The 24,900-nt window shown below is 69.9% G+C and carries 14 protein-coding genes; 12 read left to right on the plus strand and 2 right to left on the minus strand.

Going from position 1 to position 24,900, the window contains the following annotated elements; translation table 11 throughout:
- Positions 1–46: 46 nt before the first annotated feature.
- Genes EXE63_RS25965 through EXE63_RS26000 form a run of 8 tightly spaced genes read left to right on the plus strand, consistent with a single transcriptional unit; the run spans position 47 to position 19,762 of the window.
- Entirely contained in the window at positions 47–3,514 is a 3,468-nt protein-coding gene (locus EXE63_RS25965; protein WP_168144308.1) for a non-ribosomal peptide synthetase, read from the plus strand.
- Entirely contained in the window at positions 3,511–4,236 is a 726-nt protein-coding gene (locus EXE63_RS25970) for a thioesterase II family protein (RefSeq protein ID WP_234904272.1), read from the plus strand. The genes EXE63_RS25965 and EXE63_RS25970 overlap by 4 nt, the downstream gene beginning before the upstream one ends.
- Positions 4,226–5,554, plus strand: coding sequence for a beta-ketoacyl [acyl carrier protein] synthase domain-containing protein (locus EXE63_RS25975; RefSeq protein WP_168144309.1), 1,329 nt, complete (start codon positions 4,226–4,228; stop codon positions 5,552–5,554). The genes EXE63_RS25970 and EXE63_RS25975 overlap by 11 nt, the downstream gene beginning before the upstream one ends.
- Positions 5,554–8,466, plus strand: coding sequence for a mycobactin polyketide synthase MbtD (gene mbtD, locus EXE63_RS25980; RefSeq protein ID WP_168144310.1), 2,913 nt, complete (start codon positions 5,554–5,556; stop codon positions 8,464–8,466). Before EXE63_RS25975 ends, mbtD begins: the two co-directional genes overlap by 1 nt.
- A gap of 44 nt (positions 8,467–8,510) precedes the next feature.
- Positions 8,511–13,871: a non-ribosomal peptide synthetase gene (locus tag EXE63_RS25985; RefSeq protein ID WP_168145783.1), complete on the plus strand. Its 5,361-nt coding sequence runs from the start codon at positions 8,511–8,513 to the stop codon at positions 13,869–13,871.
- Positions 13,868–18,274, plus strand: coding sequence for a non-ribosomal peptide synthetase (locus EXE63_RS25990; protein ID WP_168144311.1), 4,407 nt, complete (start codon positions 13,868–13,870; stop codon positions 18,272–18,274). The genes EXE63_RS25985 and EXE63_RS25990 overlap by 4 nt, the downstream gene beginning before the upstream one ends.
- A complete protein-coding gene (mbtG, locus tag EXE63_RS25995; RefSeq protein WP_168144312.1) occupies positions 18,271–19,575 on the plus strand; it encodes an NADPH-dependent L-lysine N(6)-monooxygenase MbtG in 1,305 nt (434 codons plus the stop codon). The genes EXE63_RS25990 and mbtG overlap by 4 nt, the downstream gene beginning before the upstream one ends.
- Positions 19,553–19,762 (plus strand): MbtH family protein, encoded by a 210-nt coding sequence (locus EXE63_RS26000; protein ID WP_168144313.1) that lies wholly within the window; start codon positions 19,553–19,555, stop codon positions 19,760–19,762. The genes mbtG and EXE63_RS26000 overlap by 23 nt, the downstream gene beginning before the upstream one ends.
- Here the strand turns inward: EXE63_RS26000 and EXE63_RS26005 are convergent.
- A complete protein-coding gene (locus EXE63_RS26005) occupies positions 19,759–20,697 on the minus strand; it encodes a type IV toxin-antitoxin system AbiEi family antitoxin (RefSeq protein ID WP_234904274.1) in 939 nt (312 codons plus the stop codon). The genes EXE63_RS26000 and EXE63_RS26005 overlap by 4 nt on opposite strands.
- 65 nt (positions 20,698–20,762) lie before the next feature.
- On the opposite strand from EXE63_RS26005, the gene EXE63_RS26010 reads away from it, so the two are divergent.
- Complete coding sequence (locus EXE63_RS26010) at positions 20,763–21,380, plus strand: DUF998 domain-containing protein (protein ID WP_168144314.1); 618 nt, start codon at positions 20,763–20,765, stop codon at positions 21,378–21,380.
- Here the strand turns inward: EXE63_RS26010 and EXE63_RS26015 are convergent.
- Positions 21,350–21,658 carry a type II toxin-antitoxin system VapB family antitoxin gene (locus EXE63_RS26015; protein WP_057169694.1) on the minus strand — a complete coding sequence of 103 codons (309 nt, stop codon included), beginning with the start codon at positions 21,656–21,658 and terminating at the stop codon, positions 21,350–21,352. The genes EXE63_RS26010 and EXE63_RS26015 overlap by 31 nt on opposite strands.
- A 176-nt stretch (positions 21,659–21,834) precedes the next feature.
- On the opposite strand from EXE63_RS26015, the gene hrcA reads away from it, so the two are divergent.
- Genes hrcA through EXE63_RS26030 form a run of 3 tightly spaced genes read left to right on the plus strand, consistent with a single transcriptional unit; the run spans position 21,835 to position 24,827 of the window.
- Positions 21,835–22,866: a heat-inducible transcriptional repressor HrcA gene (gene hrcA, locus EXE63_RS26020; RefSeq protein WP_168144315.1), complete on the plus strand. Its 1,032-nt coding sequence runs from the start codon at positions 21,835–21,837 to the stop codon at positions 22,864–22,866.
- A 39-nt stretch (positions 22,867–22,905) separates the two neighbouring features.
- Complete coding sequence (gene dnaJ / locus EXE63_RS26025) at positions 22,906–24,060, plus strand: molecular chaperone DnaJ (protein WP_168144316.1); 1,155 nt, start codon at positions 22,906–22,908, stop codon at positions 24,058–24,060.
- Positions 24,061–24,083: 23 nt separating this feature from the next.
- Positions 24,084–24,827: a 16S rRNA (uracil(1498)-N(3))-methyltransferase gene (locus EXE63_RS26030; RefSeq protein WP_168144317.1), complete on the plus strand. Its 744-nt coding sequence runs from the start codon at positions 24,084–24,086 to the stop codon at positions 24,825–24,827.
- The last annotated feature ends 73 nt before the right edge of the window (positions 24,828–24,900 follow it).

Raw genomic sequence — 24,900 nt, forward strand, 5'->3', positions numbered from 1 at the left:
CTCACTGCAGTTAGGGCAGCCTGTACTAAATATTCGGAGGAAACGCGTGTCCGTCGCTGCGACGACATCAGAATCGGTGCGGTCCGAGGTGGCAGAACTTCTCGGGGTAGCCCCGGAATCGCTGGACCCGAATGCTGATCTCATCGCCTCCGGACTCGACTCCATCCGGATGATGTCGCTGTCCGGGCGCTGGCGTAAGCAGGGCATCGAGGTCGGTTTCGCCGCGCTCGCGGCCAATCCCACCGTTGCCGCCTGGCAGGACCTGGTCGCCGAACACGCTCCCGCCGGTGCGGCACCCGTCGCCGAGGTCGCCGCCGGTGATGCCGACGCGCCGTTCTCGCTGGCCCCCATTGCGCACGCGATGTGGGTGGGCCGGCACGGCGAACAGGAACTCGGGGGAGTCGCTGCACATCTATATGTCGAATTCGACGGCGCCGGCGTGGATCCCGGGCGGTTGCAGCGGGCGGCGTCCAAACTGGTTGCGCGCCATCCGATGCTGCGCCAGGAGATCCTGCCCGATGGCACCCAGCGGATCAGTGATCGGGAGCTGCCGGTCACCGTCCACGACCTGCGCGACGCGGTAGATGCCGACGAACAACTGCTGAGGATCCGCGACGACAAGTCACATCAGTTGATGGACAACGAGGTTCTGCAGATCTCGCTGTCCCTGCTGGCGGATGGACGGACCCGTCTGCACGTGGACATGGACATGCAGGCCGCCGATGCGGTGAGTTATCGCAACTTCATGGCCGATCTGGCCGCGTTCTACCGCGGTGCCGAACTTCCCGAACTCGGATACACCTACCGTGAATACCGGGCCCGGCTGACCGCGTCGACGCCGCCGCCCTCGCCCGAAGACCTGCAGTGGTGGGCCGATCGGATCCCCGATTTACCGGAACCGCCTGCGCTGCCGCTGGTTCCGCGGGATGAACAGCGCAACCCGTTGCGCAGCATCAGGTTGTGGCACATCTTCGATGTGCCGACCCGCGATGCACTGTTCGCCGCGGCGCACCGGCGTGGTCTGACCCCGGCGATGGCCGTCGCCGCCGCCTACTCCCATGCGCTGGCCCGCTGGTCGACCGATTCACGTTTTCTGCTCAACCTGCCCATGTTCGGGCGCGAGCCCTACCACCCCGACGTCGACAAGCTGGTGGGGTGTTTCACCTCGTCGCTGATGCTCGATATCGACCTGGCCGAGACCGGCTCCGCCGCGGCGAGGGCGCGGGCGGTGCAGGAAACCCTGCACGCCACCGCTCGGCATTCGTCGGTGTCCGGGCTGACCGTCCTGCGGGATATGAGCAGGCACCGGGGCAGCCAGACGCTGGCGACCATCGTCTACACCAGCGCGCTGGGCCTGGGCGATCTGTTCGCCGGTGACGTGACCGACCAGTTCGGTGAACCGGTGTGGACCATCTCGCAGGGCCCGCAGGTGCTCATCGACGCCCAGGCCACCCCGCTGGCCAACGGGCTGATGATCAACTGGGACGTGCGGGTGGAGGCCTTCCCGCCGGGGGTGCCCGAGGCGATGTTCGCCTACGAGGTCGCCGAACTCGCCCGCTTGGCCGCGGATGACGCGGCCTGGGACGAGCCGGACCCGCCGGCGCTGGCCGAGGCCTCGCGCGCGGTCCGGGACGCGGTCAATGCGAGCACCGCGCCACCGTCCGGCGACACTCTCGTCGACGGCTTCTTCCGTCACGCCGCCGCGACCCCGGAGGCCACCGCGCTGATCGCGCGTTCGGAAACGCTGCGCTACGGCGAACTCGCCGACCGGGTGCTCGCCGTCGCCGGCACGCTGCAGGCCGCCGGGATCGGCCCCGGTGACATCGTCGCCGTCACGGGACCCAAAGGCGCCCAACAGGTTCCCGCTCTGCTCGGCATCCTGACCGCCGGTGCCGCCTACCTGCCGATCGGCGTCGATCAGCCTGCCGACCGCGCCCGCCGCATGCTGGCCACCGGGGGAGTGACATTCGCACTCGTCTGCGGTGACGACATCCCCGACGTCCTGGCGGACGCCGATGTCCCCGCCCGGCGCATCGTCGATATCGACACGGGGGCAACGACGTTCGATGCTGTCACCGTCGCACCGACCGATCTGGCCTATGTGCTGTTCACCTCCGGCTCCACGGGTGAACCCAAGGGCGTGGAGCTGACCCACGACGCGGTGATGAACACCCTGGAGTTCCTCTACCGGCACTTCGAGGTCGGACCCGAGGACCGTGAGCTGGCGCTGTCGCATCTGGAATCGGACATGTCGGTGCCCGATGTGTTCGGCATCCTGGGGGCCGGCGGCGCCATCGTCATGGTCGACGAGGACCAGCGTCGTGATCCGGACGCCTGGGCGCGGCTCATCGAGGCGCACAACGTGTCGGTGGTCAACTTTCTGCCCGGGTGGTTGCAGATGCTCACCGAGGTGCCCGGCTCGCTGGAGTCGCTGCGGGTGGTGCTCACCGGGGGTGACTGGGTGCGGCCCGACATGGTCAGGGCGCTGCGCGCGCGGGCGCCGCGGATGCGGTTCGCCGGGCTGGGCGGGGCCACCGAGACCGCCATCCACGGCACCATCTTCGAGATCGGGCCCGCCGACCAGATTCCCGCGAAGCCCTCGGTGCCCTACGGGGTGCCGTTCCCCAACAACGCCTGCCGGGTCGTCAGCCCCAGCGGTGCGGACTGCCCGGACTGGGTGCCCGGCGAACTGTGGTTCACCGGGCGCGGTATCGCCCGCGGGTACCGTGGTCGCCCGGACCTGACCGCGGAGAAGTTCGTCGAGCACGACGGCCGCACCTGGTACCGCACCGGAGACCTGGCCCGCTACTGGCCGGACGGCACCCTGGAGTTCATCGGCCGCACCGATCACCGCGTCAAACTCAGCGGGTATCGCATCGAACTCGGCGAGGTGGAAGCGGCGCTGAGCCGGGTGCCCGGAGTCGGCGCGGCGGTCGCCGCGGTGGTCCCCGTTGATGGAGGGCGCGACGTGCTCGGCGCGTTGGTGCGGATCGACGATCCCGGCCTCGGCGCCGACGCGGTGCTGAACGCGATGGCCGACCTGGTTCCGCCCCATATGATTCCGCAGGTCATCGTGCCCACGGACCGGATCCCCTTCACCATCGGCGGCAAGATCGACCGCAAGGCGGTGGCGCTGCGTCTGGCCGCGGCCGAACTGCCCGCCGAGCGCGGCTACCGCGCCCCGTCCACCGCGCTGGAAACGGCCATCGCGCGGATCATGTCCGACCTGCTGGGCCGCGACACCATCGGCGTCGACGACGACTTCTTCGGGCTCGGCGGCGATTCGGTGATGGCCACCCAGGTGGTGGCGCACGTGCGCGACTGGCTCGACACGCCGACGATCATGGTGCCCGATGTCTTCGCGACCCGGACGGTGGCCGCGCTGGCGCAGCGCCTGATCGAGCAGGAATCCGACGCGCAGCGCCTCGAACTGGTGGCCGAGCTGTACCTGGAGGTCGCCGCCATGGACGACGCCGACGTGGTGGCCGAGCTGGATACCGCGGGCCGATCGTGAGCGCCTTCAAGCCGTGGATCAAGCGGTACTCGGGATCCAGGAATGCCGCGGCCCTGGTGTTCCCGCATGCCGGGGGCGCGGCGCTGGCCTACCGCTCGCTGGGCACCGCACTGGCCGCGGCGGGCGCCGACACCTACGTCATGCAGTACCCGCAGCGCGGGGACCGGCTGACCCACCCCGCCCCGGATACCGTCGGCGAACTCGCCGCGGACCTGTTCGAGGGCGGTGACTGGGCCGCGCTCGGCCCGCTGCGGCTGTTCGGGCACTGCATGGGCGCGGTGGTGGCCTTCGAGTTCGCCCGCGTCGCCGAGAGCAAGGGCGTCGAGATCAGCGCACTGTGGGTGTCGGCCAGTGAGGCCCCGTCGACGGTCGCCGCGGCGCCGTCGCTGCCGATGGCCGAGACCGAGATCATCGCCGAGATGGTCGATCTCGGCGGCACCGACCCGCAGTTGCTGGCCGATGACGACTTCGTGGAACTGCTGCTGATGGCGGTGCGCGCGGACTACGCCGCCTTCAACCGATACGCCTGCGACGACGATGTCCGCATCGCGGCCGATATCCACACCCTGGGCGGCCGAGGCGATCACCGGGTCAGCGAAAACATGTTGCGCCGCTGGGAAACCCACACCGACGGGGCGTTCACGGTCTCGATGTTCGACGGCGGTCACTTCTACATCAACGACCACACCGCGGATGTGGCGGAGCTGGTCAATGTCCTCTGAGGGCCGCGTCGGCGACCACGATCCGGTGGTGATCATCGGCATGGCGGTGGAGGCGCCCGGCGGTGTCGACTCCGCCGACACCTTCTGGGACCTGCTGTCCGGGCGCCGGGAGGCGCTCGGCCCGTTCCCGACCGACCGCGGCTGGTCGGTGTCCGAGCTGCTGGAGGGATCGCGCCGCGACGGCTTCAAGCGGATCCACGACCTGGGTGGATTCCTTTCCGACGCGGCCAGTTTCGACCCGGCATTCTTCGGTATCTCGCCGCGGGAGGCGGTGGCGATGGACCCGCAGCAGCGGGTGGCGCTGCGCCTGGCCTGGCGTGCCCTGGAGAACAGCGGAATCAACCCCGACGATGTCGCCGGCCACGACGTCGGGTGCTATATCGGGGCATCGGCGCTGGAGTACGGACCGCCGCTGTCCGAATACTCGAAGCACAGCGGCCATCTGATCACCGGCACCTCGCTGGGCGTGATCTCCGGTCGCATCGCCTACACACTGGACCTGGCCGGACCCGCGCTCACCGTGGACACCTCGTGTTCCTCGGCACTGGCCGCACTGCACACCGCGGCCGGTGCGGTGCGGGCCGGGGACTGCGATATGGCGCTGACCGGCGGGGTGTGCGTGATGGGCACTCCCGGCTACTTCGTCGAATTCTCCAAGCAACACGCCCTTTCCGATGACGGCCACTGCCGGCCCTACAGCGCCGCCGCCAGCGGCACCGTGTGGGCCGAAGGGGCCGGCCTGTTCGTGCTGGCGCGCCGGTCCGCGGCGATCCGTGACGGCAGGCAGATACTGGCCGAGGTGCGCGCCACCGGCGTCAACTCCGACGGCCGCACGATCGGGCTGACCGCACCCAGCGGCGCCGCCCAGCAGCGGCTGTTCACCCGCGCCATCGAGCGCGCCGGGGTTCGGCCCGAGGACGTCGGCATGATCGAGGGCCACGGCACCGCCACCCGGCTCGGTGACCGCACCGAATTGCGGGCACTGGCCCAGACCTACGGTGCTACCGCACCCGGCGCGGGTGCGCTGCTCGGCTCGGTCAAATCCAATGTGGGACACGCCCAGGCCGCCGCCGGTGCGCTCGGGCTGGCCAAGGTGATCCTGGCCGCTCAGCACGGGGCCGTGCCCGCCAGCCTGCACATCGACACCGCCAGCCGCGAAATCGACTGGCAAGCACAGGGTCTGCGGCCGGCCACCGAGCTCACCGCATGGCCCGCGGTCAGTGGTGAGCGGATCGCCGCGGTATCGGCGTTCGGGATGAGTGGCACCAACACCCATGCCGTGGTGGCGATCCCGGACACCGCCGGGCAGGCCGCCTGATGACCATCACCACACTGCCCGACGGGCGCATCCCGGTCCTGCTCAGCGCGCACGCCGAAGAACTGATCGGCCAGGACGCCGGCGCCATCCTGGATCACCTGCACCGCCGACCGGCGCTGCGCACCGCTGCCGACGTGGCCCGGGTGGCCGCGACCCTGGCAGCGACCCGGCGGCTACGCACGTTCCGGGCGCTGATCCGGGCCGCCGATATCGCCGAACTCAGCGACGCCCTGCGTGCGCTGCAGGCTGGTGTGGACCACCCGCTGGTCACCCGGTCCGCGCAGGCAGGGAAACCGTGCGTCGCGTTCGTCTTCCCCGGGCAGGGCAGCCAATGGCCGTCCATGGGGGTCGAGGCCTACGACCGGCTGAGCGTCTACCGCGACGAGGTCGACCGCTGCGCAACGGCCTTCGCCGATGCCGGGCACGCGTCGCCGCTGTCCTATCTGCTCGCCGACCCCGGCGCACAGACCAACGATTTCTCCCAGGTGCAGATCCAGGGCGCGCAATTCGTGCACGGCGTCGCACTGGCCCGGGTGTGGCAGTCCTGCGGGGTGAGCCCGGACATCACCGTCGGGCACAGCCTCGGCGAGATCGGCGCGGCCCACATCGCCGGTGCCATCACGCTGGCCGACGCCGTCGGCGTGGTCGCCGCGCGCGCCACCGTGCTGGACGGGCTCACCGGTCCGTACCGGGTCGCCGTGCTCGGAATCGACCAGGAGCAGGCGCGGGAGGCGATCGCGCGCACCCCGGGCTGGCTGGAACTGTCGGTGGTGAACTCGGCATCGTCGGTGGCGGTCTCCGGTGACACCGAGGCCATCGCCTCGGTGGTGCGCCGGGTCAGCGAGGACGGCCGGTTCGCCAAAGAGATCGAAATGTGGTTTCCCGCCCACACCACCAAACTGGACACCAAGCGCGCGGAGCTCGAATCCATGCTCCCCGTGGGCACATTCGACGCCACGCCGGTCCCGTTCATCGGTTCGGCGACCGCGCAGGTGGTGCCGGACGGCACCGATTTCGCCGACTACTGGTACACCAACCTGCGCAGCACGGTGCGCTTCGATGATGCGGTGCGGGCCGCGGTCAGCGCAGGTGCCCGGGCATTCGTGGAACTTTCGGCGCATCCGGCACTGCTGTACGCCATGGCCGAGGTGCTCGACGATATGCCCGACCCGCCGTCGATGGTCGGGTCGGGCCGCCGCGACGAGCCCCTGGTCGAGCGACTGGCCGGCAACGTGGCCGCGGTCGCATCGGCCGATCCGGGATTCGGCCGGGGCGGGCAGTCCGCAGCGCTGTTGCGCGACTTCCCGTTCGCGCCGATGCGTGCCCTGCATCACTGGGCCGCAGCCGAACCGCTGCCGCCGGTGCCGGGTCTGACGGTGCTGACCGAACGGTGGGAACAACGTGCACCCGTCGCTGCCGGCCCGCGCCGCGCCGCGATCGTGGACCTCGGCGCGGACGGCGGGCTCGCCGCCACCCTGGGATCCCGGCTGGAGATCACCGATCCGGTCGAGGCCGACCTACTCGTCGTGCTGGCCCCCGTGGTCGACCAGCTGGACGTGGTCGCCGCCGGCCATGACCTGGCCGCCCGCATCGACGCCGGGCTGCTGGGCTACACCGACGCCATCGGGCCGCGCTGCCGCGACGTCTGGCTCGTCACCGTCGGCGGTGAACAGGTGCGCCCCGGTGAACCGGGCCCGCTGCCGGCCCAGGCCGCGCTGGCGGCCATGCACCGCAGCATCGGGCTGGAGCTGCCCGATCAATCCTTCGGGCATCTCGACCTGCCGTCATGGGATCTCGATCACGCGGCGGCCACCCTCGCAGCCGTCGCGCTGGCCGGCGCGGCCACCGAAGTGGCGCTGCGCCATACCGATTCCGGTCCGGCACTGTTCGGGCGCGGCACCGTCGAGAACCGGCTGCCGCAGCCGGGCTGGGGCGCACCCGGTGTGCTCGACGAGGTGGTGATCACCGGCGGCTCCGGAGCGGTCGGCACCCACTTCGAGAATTACCTTGCCGCGCAGGGTGCGCGACGCATCGTGCTGCTCGGCCGCAGCGGTGCGGACCCGCGCCGGGTGGCCGGTGTCGAGGTGCTGGCGCCACCGTGCGATATCACCGACCCCGTCGCCCTGGCCGCCACCGCGGCCGAGTTCGGAGGCGGTGGCGCATCGCTGGTCATCCACGCGGCGGGTGCGGCCACCATGGTCGGACACCGCGACCTCACCGGCCCGGTGTTCGCCGCGGCCGTGTCGGCCAAGGTCGGCGGGCTGGCCGCGTTCACCGCGCACTGGCCGCTGCGCGCGGATGCCCGCATCGTGGTGTGCTCTTCGGTATCCGGTCTGTGGGGTGGCAGCGGGCACACCGCTTACTCGGCGGCCAACCGGCTGCTCGATGTGCTGGCCGGCCAGTTGCGGGCCGACGGCAGCCACTGCACCTCGGTGCGCTGGGGGCTGTGGCCGGGCGCCGGCATCATCGACGCCGACGAGATCGCCCGTGTCGAACGGTCCGGCCTGCAGGCCATGACCCCGGAGCGGGCCGTCGAGACCTGCCTGCGGGACTTCGCCGCCGACCCGCTGGTGTTCTCCGCCGACCCGGCGCGACTGCGGGTATTCCTGGGGGAAGCACAGGCCGAACCGGCACCGGGCCGGCCGGAACCGTCGGTGGACGGACTCGATGCGGCGGGCGTGCTGCGGGTCGCACTCGGGTCGGTGCTCAACCTGCCCGCGGGCACCGCGCTGGAACCGTCCGCGTCACTGCTCGATCTGGGCGTCGACTCGCTGTTGGCGCTCGACCTACGCAAGAAGCTCAAGAAGGCGGCCGGGGTCAATGTCCCGCTGGCGACCATTCTCGGCGGCGCCACCGTCGCCGAGGTGCTTGGGCACCTGGAAGAACCCGACAAGAAGGCACGTCTGAAGTGACTGACACCGTAGCCGCATCCGTTGACTCGTCCCGCCTGGAGTTGATGCGCCGCAAGCTCGCCGAGCGCGGCCTGTCCTCGAGCACGGCCGACGAGATCGATGACAAGGCACTCTCCGACGGCCAGCGCCGGATGTGGTTCGTCCAGGCCTTCGACCCCACCGGTGTGCTGCTCAACATCAGCCTGTCCTACCGGCTGACCGGCGCGCTGGATGCCGACCGCCTGCACTCCGCGCTCAACGCCGTGGCGCGCAGGCACCCGTTGCTGCGCACCACCTACGCCGCCGACGAGAATGGCGAACCGCAGGCCGTCCTGCACGATGACCTGAACCCCGCGTGGGCCTTCCACGACCTCTCGGCGATGTCCGAGCGGGCCCGCGGGCTGCGCCTGGAGGTGCTGGCCCAGCGTGAGTTCGGCCGGAGCTTCGACCTTTCCGCCGACTCGCCGCTGCGGATCACCCTGGTGCGCCTGGCCGCCGACGAGCACATGATGCTGCTGGTCGCTCACCACATCGCCTGGGATGACGGCAGCTGGAGGGTGTTCTTCGGCGATCTGACCACCGCCTACGGCGGGGCCGACCTCGGGCCGACCCCGCGCCCGCCCGCGCCGGCCGCCGACACCGGAGCGCAGGATCTGGCGCACTGGCGTGCGGTGATGACCGACCCGCCCGAGCCCCTGGAACTTCCGGGCCCCACCGGATCGGCCGTCCCGACCGGATTCCGTTCCCAGCGCACCTCGCTGGCGCTGGCGCCGGAGACCGTCACCAAGGTGTCCGCCCTGGCCCGCGACACCGGCGCCACCCCGTACATGGTGCTGCTCGCTGCCTTCGGCGCCCTGATCAACCGCTACACCCACACCGATGACTTCCTGGTCGCCAGCCCGGTGCTCAACCGCGGCACCGACGATGCCATCGGCTACTACGGCAACACGGTGGCCCTGCGGCTGCGCCCGCAGCCCGCGAAGGGTTTCCGCGACCTGGTGCTGGCCACCCGCGACACCGCGCTGGGCGCGTTCGCGCACCAGCGCATCAACCTGGATCGGGTGGTGCGCGAACTGAACCCGGACCGTCGCCACGGCGCCGAGCGGATGACCCGGGTGAGCTTCGGCTTCCGCGAACCCGACGGCGGCGGTTTCCGCCCCGACGGTGTGCAGTGCGTCCGAGGTGAGCTGCGTGGGCACGTCACCCAGCTGCCGCTGGGCTTCATGGTCGAGTTCGATGGCACCGGAGCCGTTGTCGAGGCCGAGCACCTCACCGAGATCATCGACGCCGACCTGGCCCGACGCATGCTCACGTCATTTGCGGTGCTGCTGGACAACGCACTGGCCGACCCGGAGCGCCCGCTGGCACGGCTGGACATTCTCTCGGCCGAGGACGCCGAATGGATGCGGACGATGTCGCACGGTGAGCGGTTCGACACCCCCGCCACCACGCTGACCGCGCTGGTGCAGGAGCAGGCCGCCAAGACCCCTGATGTCACCGCCGTGGTGTACGAGGGCCGCCACTACAGCTACCGCGAGATCAACGAGACGGCAAACCGTCTGGCGCACAAGCTCATTGCCCAGGGCATCGGCACCGAGGACCGTGTCGCGGTACTGATGGAGAAGTCGCCGGAACTGGTCATCACCGCCCTCGGGATCGTCAAGGCCGGTGCGGTGTACCTGCCGGTCGACCCGACCTACCCCGAAGACCGGCTCAGCTACATCCTGTCGGACTCCGACCCCAAAGTCGTGCTCCGCGAGCTCGACACCGACCTCGACGGCTACTCCGCGGCCGACCCCACCGACACCGACCGGGTGCGCCCGCTGCTGCCGGAGAACACCGCCTACCTGATCTACACGTCCGGTTCCACCGGCCTGCCCAAAGGCGTGCCGGTGCCGCACCGCCCGATCGCCGAATACTTCGCCTGGTTCGGACCGGAATACCAGGTCTCCGATCAGGACCGGCTGTTGCAGGTGGCCTCGCAGGGCTTCGACGTCTCGATCGGCGAGATCTTCGGGATGCTCGCCGCCGGCGCCCGCCTGGTGATCCCCAAGCCCGACGGCCTGACCGACATCGGGTACCTGACCGACCTGCTGCGCAACGAGGGCGTCACTTCGATGCACTTCGTCCCGTCGCTGCTCGGCCTTTTCCTGTCGCTGCCCGGGGTCAACGAATGGCGCACCCTGCAGCGTGTCCCGATCGGCGGCGAGGCACTGCCCGGCGAGGTGGCCGACAAGTTTCACGCCATGTTCGACTCGCTGCTGCACAACTTCTACGGCCCCACCGAGACCGTGCTCAACTGCAGCCGTTTCAAGGTCGAGGGCAAGCAGGGTTCGCGCATCGTGCCGATCGGTACCCCGAAGATCAACACCAGCATGCACCTGCTCGACGACTACCTGCAGCCGGTGCCGGTCGGGGTGATCGGCGAGATCTACATCGGCGGAACACATGTCGCGCACGGATACCATCACCGCCCGGCGCTGACCGCCGAACGTTTCATCGCCGACCCGTTCAACCCGGGCGGGCGGATGTACCGCTCCGGTGACCTGGCCCGCCGCAACGCCGACGGGGACATCGAATTCGTCGGGCGCGCCGATGAGCAGGTCAAGATTCGTGGATTCCGGATCGAACTCGGTGAGATCGCCGCCGCCATCTCGGTGGATCCATCGGTGGGACAGGCCGTGGTGGTGGCCGGCGACGTCCCCGGACTGGGCAAGAGCCTGGTTGCCTATGTCACCCCGGCCGGTGAGGCCGGCATCGTCGAGATCGACCGGATCCGGGCCCGCGTCGCCGCGGCCCTGCCGGAGTACATGATCCCGGCGGCCTATGTGGCCATCGACGAGATCCCGATCACCGCGCACGGCAAGATCGACCGAAAAGCGTTGCCGGAGCCGGAGATCGTGGTCGCCACCGCGTACCGCGAGCCCGCCACCGACACCGAGCGCCAGGTCGCCGAGCTGTTCGCCGAGTTGCTCAGCCGCGACACGGTGGGCGCCGACGATTCCTTCTTCGAACTCGGCGGTCACTCGCTGCTGGCCACCAAACTGGTGGCGGCGGTGCGCTCGCGCTGCCGCGTCGACATCGGGGTGCAGGAGATCTTCGAGATCGGCACCGTCAGCGGTATCGCCGCGCACATCGATGCCATCGCTGCCGCCGGTGGCCGCTCCGACCGTCCGGCCATGGTGGCCGTCCCGCACGAGGGCCCGCTGCAGATGTCGGCGGCCCAGCTGCGCCAGTGGTTCCAGTTCCGCATCGACGGCCCGAACCCGGTCAACAACATCCCGTTCGCGGCCCGCCTGAGCGGACCGAACAATCCGGAGGCCTTCGTCGCCGCCATCACCGATGTGGTGAACCGGCACGAGATCCTGCGCACCACCTACCGCGAGATCGACGGGTCGCCGTTCCAGATCATCAACCCGGGAGCCGCGGTGCCGGTGCGCCGGGCCCGCGGCGACGGCGAACAGTGGCTGCAGGCTGAACTGACCGCCGAGCGGCGCTACTGCTTCGACCTGGAGAACGAGTGGCCGATCCGGGCCGCCGTGCTCTCCACCGCGAATGAGCACGTGCTCTCGCTGGTGGTGCACCACATCGCCGCCGACCACTGGTCGGCCGGGGTGCTGTTCACCGATATCCTGACCGCCTACCGGGCCCGCAGTGCCGGGCAGACACCGGATTTCGAACCGCTGCCGGTGCAGTACGCGGACTACGCGGCCTGGCAGGCCGAACTGCTCGGTGGCCGCGCCGAGAGCATCGTCGCCCAGCGTGACTACTGGGTGGAGCAGCTGTCTGGCCTGCCGGAGGAGAACGGGCTGCGCCCGGACTTCCCGCGCCGGCCCGTCCCCGGCGGTGACGGTGATGCGCTGCCGTTCACCATCGACACCGGTACCCGCGCGAAACTGACCGAACTGAGCCGCGAGCTCGGCATCACCGAATTCATGCTGCTGCAGGCCGCCGTCGCCGTTGCCCTGCACAAGGCGGGCGAGGGGACCGACATCCCGCTGGGCACCCCGGTCGCCGGCCGCACCGAACCCGAACTCGACGGCCTCATCGGGTTCTTCATCAACATCGTGGTGCTGCGCAACAGGCTGGACGGCAACCCCACCGTGCGTGAGGTGCTGAGCCGGGCCCGGGAGATGGCACTGGGCGCCTACGCGCATCAGGACCTGCCCTTCGACCGCGTCGTCGATGCCGTCAGCCCGGTGCGCTCGCTGTCGCGCAACCCGCTGTTCGGGGTCGTCGTGCACGTGCGTGAGGAATTGCCCTCGGACCAGGTGATCGACACCTCGGCGGACGGGGAGACCCGATTCACCGCGCTGGAGCCGACATTCGATGTGGCGCATGCCGATCTGTCGCTGAACTTCTTCGCCGAGACGACGGCAGACGGCACGCCGGCGGGCTACGCGGGCACCGTCATCTACCGCACCGAGCTGTACCGGCAGGAGACCGCGCGACGGCTGATCTCCTGGCTGGAGCGGGTCGTGCGCGCGTTCGCCGACGACCCCGACCGCACCCTGCGCGATATCACCATCGCCGACGGGGACGACGGGCTCGTTGCGCAGTGGAGCCGATCGGCCACGCCACTGGAGGGTCTGCCCCAGACCGTGGGCGCCGACCGCGTGTACGTGCTCGACGAGTGGCTGGCGCCCGTCGCCGCCGGTGTCACCGGCGATGTGTACTACGCCGGTGGGGCCATCGACGACTCCTGCGAAACCGCGGGACCCGCAGCGGCTTTCCGGTATCCGGAGAACCCGTTCGGGACGAGTGCCCGGCTGTACCGCACCGGCGACCGTGCCCGGTGGAACTCCGAGGGCACCCTGGAGTACCTGGAACGCGGCGAGCATCGGGTGCAGGCCGCACTCGAGGCGGCCCCGGGCGTCGCGGTGGCGACCACCCGGTACTGGGAAACCCGCAGCGGGCCGGCGCTGGGCGGCTACGTGGTGGCCACCGAACCGGTGACGGATGCGGACACGTTCGTCGCGGCGCTGCGCGCAGCGCTACCCGAACAGCATGCGGCACTGCCGATCACCGTGCTGAACTCGCTGGACGGTGCGTTGTTGCCGCGTCCGGTGGTGGTGTCCACCGCGCCGAGCGAACCGGCCCGCACCGAGACCGAGCGGGCGCTGGCCGCCATGCTGGTCGACTTGCTGTCGGTGCAGGAATTCGGGCGCCACGACGACTTCTTCACCCTCGGTGGCGACAGCATCCTGGCCGTGCAGCTGGCCGCCCGGGCACGTGATGCCGGTGTCCCGCTGACCGCCCGGATGGTGTTCGAGCATCCCGAGCTCGCCGAACTCGCCACGGCGATCGACGCCAAGGCCGGACAGGCGCAGCTCGCCGACACCCGGCACGAGCCGATGGCGGCGTCGGGGCTGTCCGACGACGAACTGGCCGCGCTGACCGCGGGGTGGGGCACCGACCAGACATGACCTCGCCCCCTCCGGCCATCGCCGATGTGATGGCACTCAGCCCGCTGCAGCAGGGGCTGTACTCGCTGGCCGGTCTGACCGACAGCGAGGCCGGGGCCGACCCGTATTTCATCGCGATGGCCGCCGACGTCGAGGGCGACCTGGATGCCGGCCTGCTGAAGTCCTGCGCCGAGGCGATGCTGGAGCGCCACCCCAATGTCCGGGTCAGCTTCTTCCAGGGAAATCTGAGCAGGCCGGTCGCTATCGTCCCGGTGAGCTTCGAGTTGCCCTGGCAGCACATCGTCGCCGACGCCGACGAGGCCGCCGCCCTGGAGGCCGAGGCGCGCAGCCAGCCCTTCGACCTCGGCAAGGGTCCGTCGATCCGGTTCCTGCTGGTGCAACTGCCGCAGCAGCAGTGGCGGCTGGTGGTGGTCGCGCACCACATCGTGATCGACGGCTGGTCGTTGCCGGTGTTCGTCAGCGAGCTCATCGGCCTGTACCGGGCCGGCGGTGATCTCGCCGCGATACCGCCGGCGCCGCGGCCCTACCGCGACTACATCGGCTGGCTGGCCGGCCGTGACCCCGACACCAGCAAGCAACGGTGGCGCACCCACCTCGCCGACCTGGACGGCCCGACGCTGCTGACGCCGGCCCTGGGCGGCGAGGCAGTGCCCGGCCTGCCCGCCCGCACCGAGATCGAACTGGACGAGCAGGCCACCGCTGAACTGATCGAAACCGCCAGGAGCCGCGGCGTCACCGTCAGCACGCTGTTCCAGATGGCCTGGGCCACAATCCTGTCCGCGTTCACCGACCGCTCCGATGTGGTGTTCGGGGTGACGGTGTCCGGCCGGCCCGACGAATTGTCCGGCGTGGAAGCCATGGTGGGGCTGTTCATCAACACCGTGCCGCTTCGGATCCGGCTGGACCCGAGCGAACGGGTCGGGGCGCAATGCCTGGCGCTGCAGCGGGAAGCGGCCGAGCTGCGGGATCACGGCTACCTCAGCCACACCGAACTGCGGGCCGCCGGCGGTATCGGCGAGCTGTACGACACGCTGCTGGTGTACGAGAACTTCCCGCCCGGCGGACTCGTCGGCAGTGGCGAATTCGACCTGGGCTCGGCGGTGATCCGGCCCGCCGCGCTGGAGAGCCTGTCGCATTTCCCGGTCACCATCGCCGCCCACCCGACGCACGGTCGGCTGACGGTGCTCGTCGAAACCCTGGACGGCGCACTGGGACCGCTTGATCCGGCCACGCTGGGCCAACGGGTACTGATCGTCGTGCAGCGCCTGCTGCACGCGTGGGGACGCCCGATGCGCGAGGTGAACGTCACCCTCGACGGTGAGGTCATCACCTCCCGCCTCGCCGAAAACGCCGGCATCGCAGGTGGTTTCCATACCGCGGTCGCCGCTGTGGCGGCCGAACGCCCGGACGCGATCGCGCTGAGCTGGGATCCCGCCACCTCGTCGAGCTTCGGGGACCGCAGCGCGCTGAGCTATCGCGAATTCGACGCCGCCGCCGACCGGCTGGCCGCGGACCTGCAGCGCAGGGGAGTGCGCGCCGAGACCCCGGTGCCGATCCTGATGCGCCGCGGCCCCGATTACGTGGTGGCCATGCTGGCCGTACTGAAGGCGGGCGGCCTGATCGTGCCGCTGGATCCCGGCATGCCCTCCGAGCGCATCCGCGAGATCGTCGGCCAGACCGGCGCCGAGCTGATCGTCGACGACGCGCTGCTGGCAGACGGCGGCGCCCAGGAACCGGACTACCGCCCCGCGCAGATACGGCCCGGGCAGGGTGCCTACATCATCTTCACCTCCGGCACGACCGGAAAACCCAAGGGCGTCATCGGAACCCACAGCGCGCTGCTCGCCTACGGGGAGGATCACGTGCGCAACGTGCTGGGGCCGGCGCAGGAGCGGCTGCACCGCACGCTGAGCATCGCCCATGCCTGGTCGTTCACCTTCGATGCGGCGTGGCAGCCGCTGGTGGCCCTGCTCGGCGGTCACCGCGTGCACATCATCGGCGACGACGTGCAGCGCGACGCGGAGGCGCTGGTCGCCACCATCGGCCGTTTCGGTCTGGACATGATCGACACCACCCCGTCGATGTTCACTCAGCTGCGTGCCGCCGGGCTCTTGTCGACCGTGCCGCTGGCGGTGCTCGCGCTCGGCGGCGAGAACATCGACACCGCGGCCTGGCAGGGTATCCGCGCCGAATGTGAACGCACCGGGATGCGGGCCCACAATTGTTACGGCCCCACCGAAACCACCGTCGAGGCCGTCGTCGCCGCGATCTCGGACAATGATCAGCCCTGCATCGGCCTACCGACCGATCCGATGACGGCGCACGTGTTGGACAGCTGGCTGCGCCCGGTCCCCGCGGGGGTGGCCGGTGAGCTGTACCTGACCGGCGGGCAGCTCACCCGCGGCTACCTGGGGCGCGCGGGGGAGACCTCGGGCCGCTTCGTCGCGGACCCCGTCACCCCTGGCGCCCGGATGTACCGCACCGGTGATGTGGTGCGCCGCCTTGCTGGGAATGCTCTGCAGTTCCTGGGCCGCAGCGATGATCAGGTCAAGATCCGCGGCTTCCGGGTCGAACCCGCGGAGGTGGCCGCCGCCCTGCACCGGCATCCCGATGTCCGGCACGCGCATGTCGCGGTGCGACAGCACCGCAGCGGGCCCCGGCTCACCGCTTACGTGGTCACCACTGCGCCGGTGACCGAGCTGCGCCGCATGCTGACCGGCACCCTGCCCAGATACCTTGTGCCGCATCACATCATCGACGTCGAGGCCATCCCGCTGACCTCACATGGCAAGGTCGACGACGCCGCGCTGGCGGCCCTGGACGCCGACCGCGGGGTCGGTCGGACCGATGAGTTCGCCGCCCCCGGCACCGATACCGAGATCGTGCTCGCCGAGGTGCTCGGCGAGCTGCTGGACACCCCGGTCGTGGACGTCAACGCCGACTTCCTTGACCTCGGCCTGGACAGCATCGTCGCGCTGTCTGTGGTGCAGGCGGTGCGCCGGCGTGGCGTGTCCCTACGGGCCCGGCTGATGCTGGAATGCACCACCATCCGCGAGTTGGCCGCCGCGATCGATACCGATGTCGAGGCCGAGCAGATCGACATCGAGGACACCGGGCCGATCCCGCTGCCACCCGCCGGGCACTGGCTGCTGGCCCACGGGGATCCGCGGCGGCTGGCGTCCACCGAGGCGATCCGGCTGCCCGACGGCGCCACCCGCGAGCAGGTGGACGCGGTGCTGCGCAGTGTGGTCGATGGCCACGCGGCGCTGCGCAGCCGATTGGACCGCACGGCAATGGCTTTGGTCGACCACCCGGTGGTCGACGTCCTCGCCGAGGTCGAGGTGTCGGGTGAGCTGACGGCAGCGGTCGCACAGCACACCGACGCCGCGGTGCAGCGGCTGGACCCCGACCGGGGTGCGATGTTCAACGCGGTGTGGCTGCACCACGACAGCGGCGCCGAGGTGCTGCTCGTCACCGCCCACGTGCTCGCCATGGACCCGGCCTCCTGGCAGATCGTGCTCGGCGAGCTCGAAACCGGTTGGCACGCCGCGTCCGCCGGCCGCACGCCCGCCGCAGTGCGGGAGCACACCTCGCTGCGGCAGTGGTCGCGGCTGCTGGGCGAGCGCGCCCTCAAGCTCGACACCTGCGATTTCTGGGCACGCCAGCTCGACGGTGCGGACCCCGATATCGGCACCCGGCGGGTCCGGCCGGACTCCGACCGCGCCGGCGATGTTGTGGTGTCGATGTCCTTCGTCGGCCGCGCCGTCACCGCGCAGGTGCTGGCCGCGCCGGTCCCGGTGCCCGAGGTGCTGGCCGCGGCGACCGCCCGGGCGCTGACCGCGTGGCGCCGGCGGCGCGGGCAGGACACGCCCGCGCCGCTGCTGGCGTTGGAGACCTATGGGCGTGCCGATGGCGTGGTTTCGGCCGGACTCCTCGACGATTCCCGTCAGATCGACACCGGGGACACGGTCGGGCTGCTCAGCGCGATCTACCCGGTGCGTCTGGAATCCACGGATGTCCGCGGGGTCGCCGACGAACTCGCCGCGATCCCCGGTGACGGTATCGACTACGCGCTGCTGCGCTACCTGCGCACCGATACCGCCGAACGGCTCGGTGCCCACCCCGGCCCACAGATCCTGCTGAACTACCTGGGCCGGATGCGCCAGGCGCCGAAAGGTTCGGCGCTGGCGCTGGATCGGGAGCTGCTGACCCAGGTGTCCCGGATCCCCGAACCGAATCTGGCTGTGCGCCATGAGATCACGCTGAACGTGGCGATGGTCGACAAGGACGGCTCGCCGGTGCTGGGGACGCAGTGGCGCACGCTGCCCGACATTCTTTCTGCCGATGACGTCGCCACCCTGCAGGCGCTGTGGCAGGACGCTCTACGAGAGGTGATTTCATGACCACGACACTCGCCGTGATCGGTGCCGGCGTGAAGGCGATCGCGGTGGCCGCCAAGGCCGCCGAGCTGCGCGCCATGGGCGTGGCCGCCCCCGATGTGGTGGCGATCGAACGCACCGCGGTGGCCGCCAACTGGCAGCCCGCCGGCGGCTGGACCGACGGGCAGCACCGGCTGGGCACCGGCCCGGAGAAGGACATCGGGTTCCCGTATCAGTCGGCGCTGGTGCCGCGGCGCAATGCCGAACTGGACCAGCGGATGATGGGGCACAGCTGGCAGTCCTACCTGATCTCGACCGGACAGTTCGCCGAGTGGATCGACCGCGGGCGGCCCGCCCCTACGCACAAGCGCTGGAGCCAGTACCTGACGTGGGTGGCCGACAACACCGGGATGACCGTCCGCCACGGTGACGTCTCCGAGATCGGGCTGCAGTACGGCGATGACGGGGTGCGCTGGGAACTGGGCACCCGGGAGGGCGCCGTGCATGCCGACGCGCTGATGATCACCGGGCCGGGACAAGCCGAACGGTCGATTCTGCCGGGCAACCCGCGAGTGCTCTCCATCGCCCAGTTCTGGCACCGGGCGGCCCAGCACGAGCTGATCGCCGCGGACCGGGTCGCTGTGATCGGCGGCGGCGAAACCGCGGGCACCATGCTCGATGAGCTGTTCCGGCACCGGGTTTCGACCATCACCGTGATCTCGCCGCAGGTGACGTTGTTCACCCGCGGCGAAGGATTCTTCGAGAACGCCCTGTACTCCGACCCCATCCACTGGGCCGGTCTGACGCTGGCCGAGAAGCGCGACGCCATGAACCGCACCGACCGCGGGGTGTTCTCGGTGCGGGTGCAGGAGGCGCTGCTCGCCGATGACCGCATCCGGCATCTGCGCGGCCGGGTGGCGCACGCGGTGGCCCGCGACGAACGCATCCGGCTCACCCTGCAGACCGAGCGGGGTGGGGAGCGGTTGGAGACGGTGCACGGTTTCGATCTGGTGATCGACGGATCCGGCGCCAACGCCATGTGGTTCGTGCCGCTGCTGCGTCAGGACGCGCTCGACGTCCTGGAACTGGGGATGGGCAAGGCGCTGGACGCCGACAGCATCCAGGAGTCGATCGGCTACGACCTGTCGGTCAACGATGTCGAGCCCAAGTTGTTCCTGCCGGGCCTGGCCGGGCTGACACAGGGCCCCGGATTCCCGAACCTGAGCTGTCTGGGCCGGCTGTCCGACCGGGTGCTGGGTTCTGACATTTTCAGCAAGACCGACGCCACTGCGAGGAGAGCCGATGAGCAACAATCCGTTCGATGACGAGGACGGCGCCTTCTTCGTCCTGGTGAACGACGAAGAGCAGCACAGTCTGTGGCCCACGTTCGCGCAGGTGCCCGCCGGCTGGCGGGTGGTGTTCGGGGAGAGCACCCGCGCGGATTGCCTGGCCTACGTCGAGGAGAACTGGTCCGACCTGCGCCCCAAGAGCCTGCGCGACGCCATGTCCTAACCCGCCTCTCGCCGAAACTGTATTCCGGACGGTGGGTAATCGAACATTCCCTTCGCGCTTACAGTTTCGGCGATGCGGGTGTGCATCTGGCCGTCCCATCCGCCGGCGCGTAGTGCACGGTAGGCGCTGTCGACGACGTCGGCGCCGCGGTCTTCCCTGATGACTTGGATGACGTTCCACCCAAGCTCCCGCAGCCTCGGCAACACCCAGTGGTCCTTGACGTACTGCGGACGACTGGTCTGATGCTGGTCACCGTCGTATTCGAGCGCCACTTTGAACTCTTCCCAACCCATGTCGAGTGTCCGTACGTGTCGTCCCCACTGGTCAACCACGGCGATCTGCGTCGTCGGCCAGGGCAGGCCGGCGTCGATGCACATCAGCCGTAGCCGTGTCTCCTGGGGCGACGCGGCTCCGCCGTCGACGAGCGGGAGAATCGCCTTGAGCCGCGCAACCCCGCGCGCCCCGCGATAGCGCTCCGCGAGCGCCAGCACTTCGACGGGATCGAAGGCGACCGCGCGCATCAGCGCGTCGAGACGCGCCAACGCCGGCCCCCGAGACAGAAACCGCCCCAGATCCATGGCGGTACGTGCCGCAGATGTGGTGGGAATGCCCGACAGGCATGTCATCTCGTCCTCGGCGAGTCGTTCATTGCGGACGACCAGACCACGCGGTGGCCTGGTGCAATTCCAGATCAGCTCGAGCGGAATGCCGGTGTCCACCCATTCGGCACCGTGCAATGCCGACGCCGCCACACCCGTCACCACGCCGCGACGGCGTGTCCACAGCCACGCTGCATAGGTGCGATCCTGCAGAGTGAGGATCTGATTCTTCGGCGCGTGGACGTTCGTGAAGACGGGACGATGGTGATGCTGCAGTTCGTGGCGGGTGAGGATGCCGTCGTTCAGCGCTTCACTGCCGATGATGATGTGCCCCATGGCGTGATCTTGGTTGTCCCCACCGACAAGCGCGTCGAGACTGTACTGGTGATGGAAAAGATCGAGTGAGGACCTTCTGGAATACAGTTTCGGCGAAAGGGGGACTGGCGGCGCTGCTGTGGCTGCTGGCCGCGGCCGGGTATCTGGCCGCCGAGGCGTCCGCCGCGGTGGCGCTGCCGGGGTACCGCTACGGCACCGACTACATCAGCACCCTCGGTGACCCCACCGTCTCCCCGCAGGCCCCGCTGATGAACGCCGCCTTCGCCTTTCAGGGGGTGTGCTTCGCCGTCGCCGCGGCCCTGTTCGCGACCGCCGCGCCGCGATCCCGGAACCGCTTGTGGTTCTTGGTGTTCGCCGGCGCCAACGGTATCGGCAACGTGCTGATCGCCGTCGTGCACAGCGGGCAGGGCAACCCGTGGCATGTCATCGGCGCGGTACTGGCGATCGTCGGCGGAAACGCCGCCGCGCTGGCGGGATCGGGCCTGCTCGCGTCGACGGCATACCGGGCCACGTCGATCACGCTGGGCGCGTCGGGTCTGCTGTGCCTGCTCGCGGTGGGAGTGGGGGCAAATCCGGTCGGTCTCTGGGAGCGCGGCAGCGTCTACCCGATCTTCGCCTGGCAGATCCTCACCGCGCTGGTGCTGCTGCGGCGTCAGGCCGGCAGCGCGTCGTCCATCTCGTAGACCCGGGCGTGCAGCACCGTCCGGTTGCGCAGCGCCGCCCGCACCGCATGGTGCACGCCCTCCTCCAGATAGACGTCGCCCTGCCAGCGCACCGCGTGCGGGAAGAGATCGCCGTAGAACGTCGAATCCTCGGAGAGCAACCGGTCCAGCGCGAGCACCGTCGTGGTGGTCACCAGCTCGTCGAGCCGGATCTGGCGCGGGGGGATCTGGGCCCACTGCCGGTAGGTCAGATTGTGTTCGGGATACGGCTTGCCGTCGCGGACACCTTTGAAGATCACCGGCGGGCTCCCATGAAGGTGAGATTAACCGCAATCGACGGGCAATGTCGGCGAAGTCTTTGCCTACGGAACGATGCCGGGGAGGCCGGTGCGCGACGTGATCGGTGTCGCGGTGAAGATGCGCTGCTGATCCCCGTAAAATGGCGGCAGACCGGATGACAAAGGGCAGGTGAACAATGGGTAGTGCAGACGATCGTCGCTTCGAGGTGTTGCGCGCCATCGTCGCCGACTTCGTCGCGACCCAGGAGCCGATCGGGTCCAAGACCCTCGTCGAACGCCACAACCTCGGTGTTTCGAGCGCCACGGTGCGCAACGACATGGCCGTCCTGGAGGCCGAGGGCTACATCGCGCAGCCACACACGAGTTCGGGGCGGGTGCCCACCGAGAAGGGCTACCGCGAGTTCGTCGACCGCCTCGACGATGTGAAGCCGATGTCGGCCGGCGAACGCCGGGCCATCATGACGTTCCTGGAATCCGGCGTCGACCTCGACGATGTGCTGCGCCGTGCGGTGCGCCTGCTGGCCCAGCTGACCCGCCAGGTCGCCATCATCCAATACCCGACGCTGTCCGCCTCCACGGTGCGTCACCTCGAGGTCGTCGCGCTGACGCCGGCCAAACTGCTGCTGGTGGTCATCACCGACAGCGGCCGCGTCGACCAGCGGGTCGTCGAACTCGGTGACGCCATCGACGATGGGCAACTCGCTCAGCTGCGCGAACGCCTGGGTTCGGCGCTGGAGGGCAAACCGCTCTCGGCGGCGTCGGTGGCGGTCGCCGATCTGGCCGGCACGCTGGACGGTCACGGCGGTCTCGGCGACGCGGTGGGCCGCGCGGCGACCGTTCTGGTGGAGACCCTCGTCGAGCACACCGAGGAACGACTGCTGCTGGGCGGCACCGCGAACCTCACCCGCAACACCGCCGACTTCGGCGGTTCGCTGCGCTCGGTGCTCGAAGCGCTGGAGGAACAGGTCGTGGTGCTGCGGCTGCTCGCCGTCCAACAGCAGGCCGGTAAGGTCACGGTGCGTATCGGGCACGAGACCGAGGCCGAGCAGATGCTGGGAACATCGGTGGTGAGCACCACCTACGGCAGCTCGGGCAAGGTGTACGGCGGAATGGGCGTGGTCGGTCCCACCCGGATGGACTATCCGGGAACGATTGCGAACGTCGCCGCCGTTGCCCTCTACATAGGTGAAGTCCTGGGCACCCGATGAGGGAATGCCGCCGCCGGCGGCACGAGAGAGGTTTTTAGCGTGGCACGCGATTATTACGGTCTGCTCGGCGTGAGCAAAGGCGCCAGTGATTCGGAGCTGAAACGCGCCTACCGCAAGCTGGCCCGTGAACTGCATCCCGACGTCAACCCGGACGAGGCCGCCCAGGCGCGCTTCACCGAGATCCAGCTCGCCTACGAGGTGCTCTCCGATCCGGAGAAGCGCCGCATCGTCGATCTCGGCGGCGATCCGCTGGAGGGCGCGGGCGCGGGTGGCGGCGGTTTCTCCGGCGCCGGCTTCGGTGGACTCGGCGACGTGTTCGAGGCGTTCTTCGGTGGCGGCGCGGGCTCGCGCGGGCCGATCGGCCGGGTGCGCCCGGGCTCGGATTCGCTGCTGCGGATGCGGCTGGACCTGACCGAGTGCGCGACCGGTGTGACCAAGCAGGTGGCGGTCGACACCGCGGTGCTGTGCGACCTGTGCCAGGGCAAGGGCACCCACGGCAACTCGGTTCCCAAGACCTGCGATACCTGCAAGGGCCACGGCGAGGTGCAGACGGTGCAGCGCTCGCTGCTCGGTCAGGTGATGACCTCGCGCCCGTGCCCGGTCTGCGGCGGCGTCGGCGAGGTCATCCCGGATCCGTGCCACCGCTGCGGCGGCGACGGCCGGGTGCAAGCCCGCCGCGAGATCAGCGTCAAGATCCCGGCCGGTGTCGGCGACGGTATGCGGGTGCGCCTCGCCGCCCAGGGTGAGGTCGGCCCCGGTGGCGGCCCGGCCGGTGACCTCTACGTCGAGGTGCACGAACAGCCCCACGAGATCTTCGTCCGTGATGGCGATGACCTGCACTGCACGGTCTCGGTGCCGATGTTCGACGCGGCGCTGGGCACCTCGGTCACCGTCGACGCCATCATCGACGGCCCCACCGAGCTGGTCATCCCGCCCGGAACTCAGCCCGGCTCGGTGACCACCCTGCGCGGGCACGGCATGCCGCATCTGCGTTCCGGGGTGCGCGGCAACCTGCACGCCCACATCGAGGTGCTGGTGCCGACCCGCCTGGACGGTACAGATTCGGAGTTGCTGCGCAAGCTCAAGGAGCACCGCCCGCGCGATGTCGCCGAGGTGAAGTCCAGCAGTGGCGGTGCCGGGGCCAACAACGGCGGGCTGTTCAGCCGGCTGCGTGAGACGTTCTCGGGCCGCTAGTTGTCGGCTCAGCGGGATCGCGCATGAGCAGGGCGCTCTTCTACGTCGACGCGCTGCCCGGTGCGGGCGGTATCGCCGTCGTCGACGGTGACGAGGGTTTTCACGCGTCCAACGTGCGCCGGATCCGGCCGGGCGAGGAACTCGATCTGAGCGATGGCAACGGGACGGTCGCGCACTGCGTGGTCGAGGAGGCCGCCAAGGGCCGGCTGTCCGCTCGGGTGCTCGACGTCACCGCGGTGCCCCGCCCGACACCGTCGGTGACCATTGCCCAGGCCCTGCCCAAGTCCGAACGTTCCGAGCTGGCAATCGAATTGGCCACCGAGGCCGGTGCCGACGGCTTCCTGGCCTGGCAGGCGCAGCGCTGCGTGGCCCGCTGGGAATCGGCGGCCAAGGTCGACAAGGGGTTGCGGCGCTGGGGTGCGGTGGCCCGCTCGGCCGCCCGGCAGTCCCGACGCGCCCACGTCCCCGAGATCGAGGGGTTGGTGTCCACCGCCCAACTGCTGACCCGGGTGCCGGGCGCGCTGACGCTGGTGTTGCACGAGTCCGCGACGGTGCCGCTGGCCGATATCGGGCTGGCCGACGCGGCGGCGGTGCTGCTGGTGGTCGGTCCCGAGGGCGGGATCAGCGATGAGGAGTTGGCCGAACTCACCGGTGCCGGTGCCCGCACGGTGCGGCTCGGGCCGTCGGTGCTGCGCACCTCGACAGCCGCGGCGGTGGCGCTCGGCGCGATCGGGGTGCTGACCAGCCGCTGGGATATGACGTACTGACCATTGGGTCAGGTCGGTGACCAGCGGTAAACTCGGGACCACCATTTCCAGAGAGCACAGGAAGCAGGCACGA

Origin of the sequence: Mycolicibacterium frederiksbergense, from assembly GCF_012223425.1 — a bacterium.
Taxonomy (GTDB): domain Bacteria; phylum Actinomycetota; class Actinomycetes; order Mycobacteriales; family Mycobacteriaceae; genus Mycobacterium; species Mycobacterium frederiksbergense.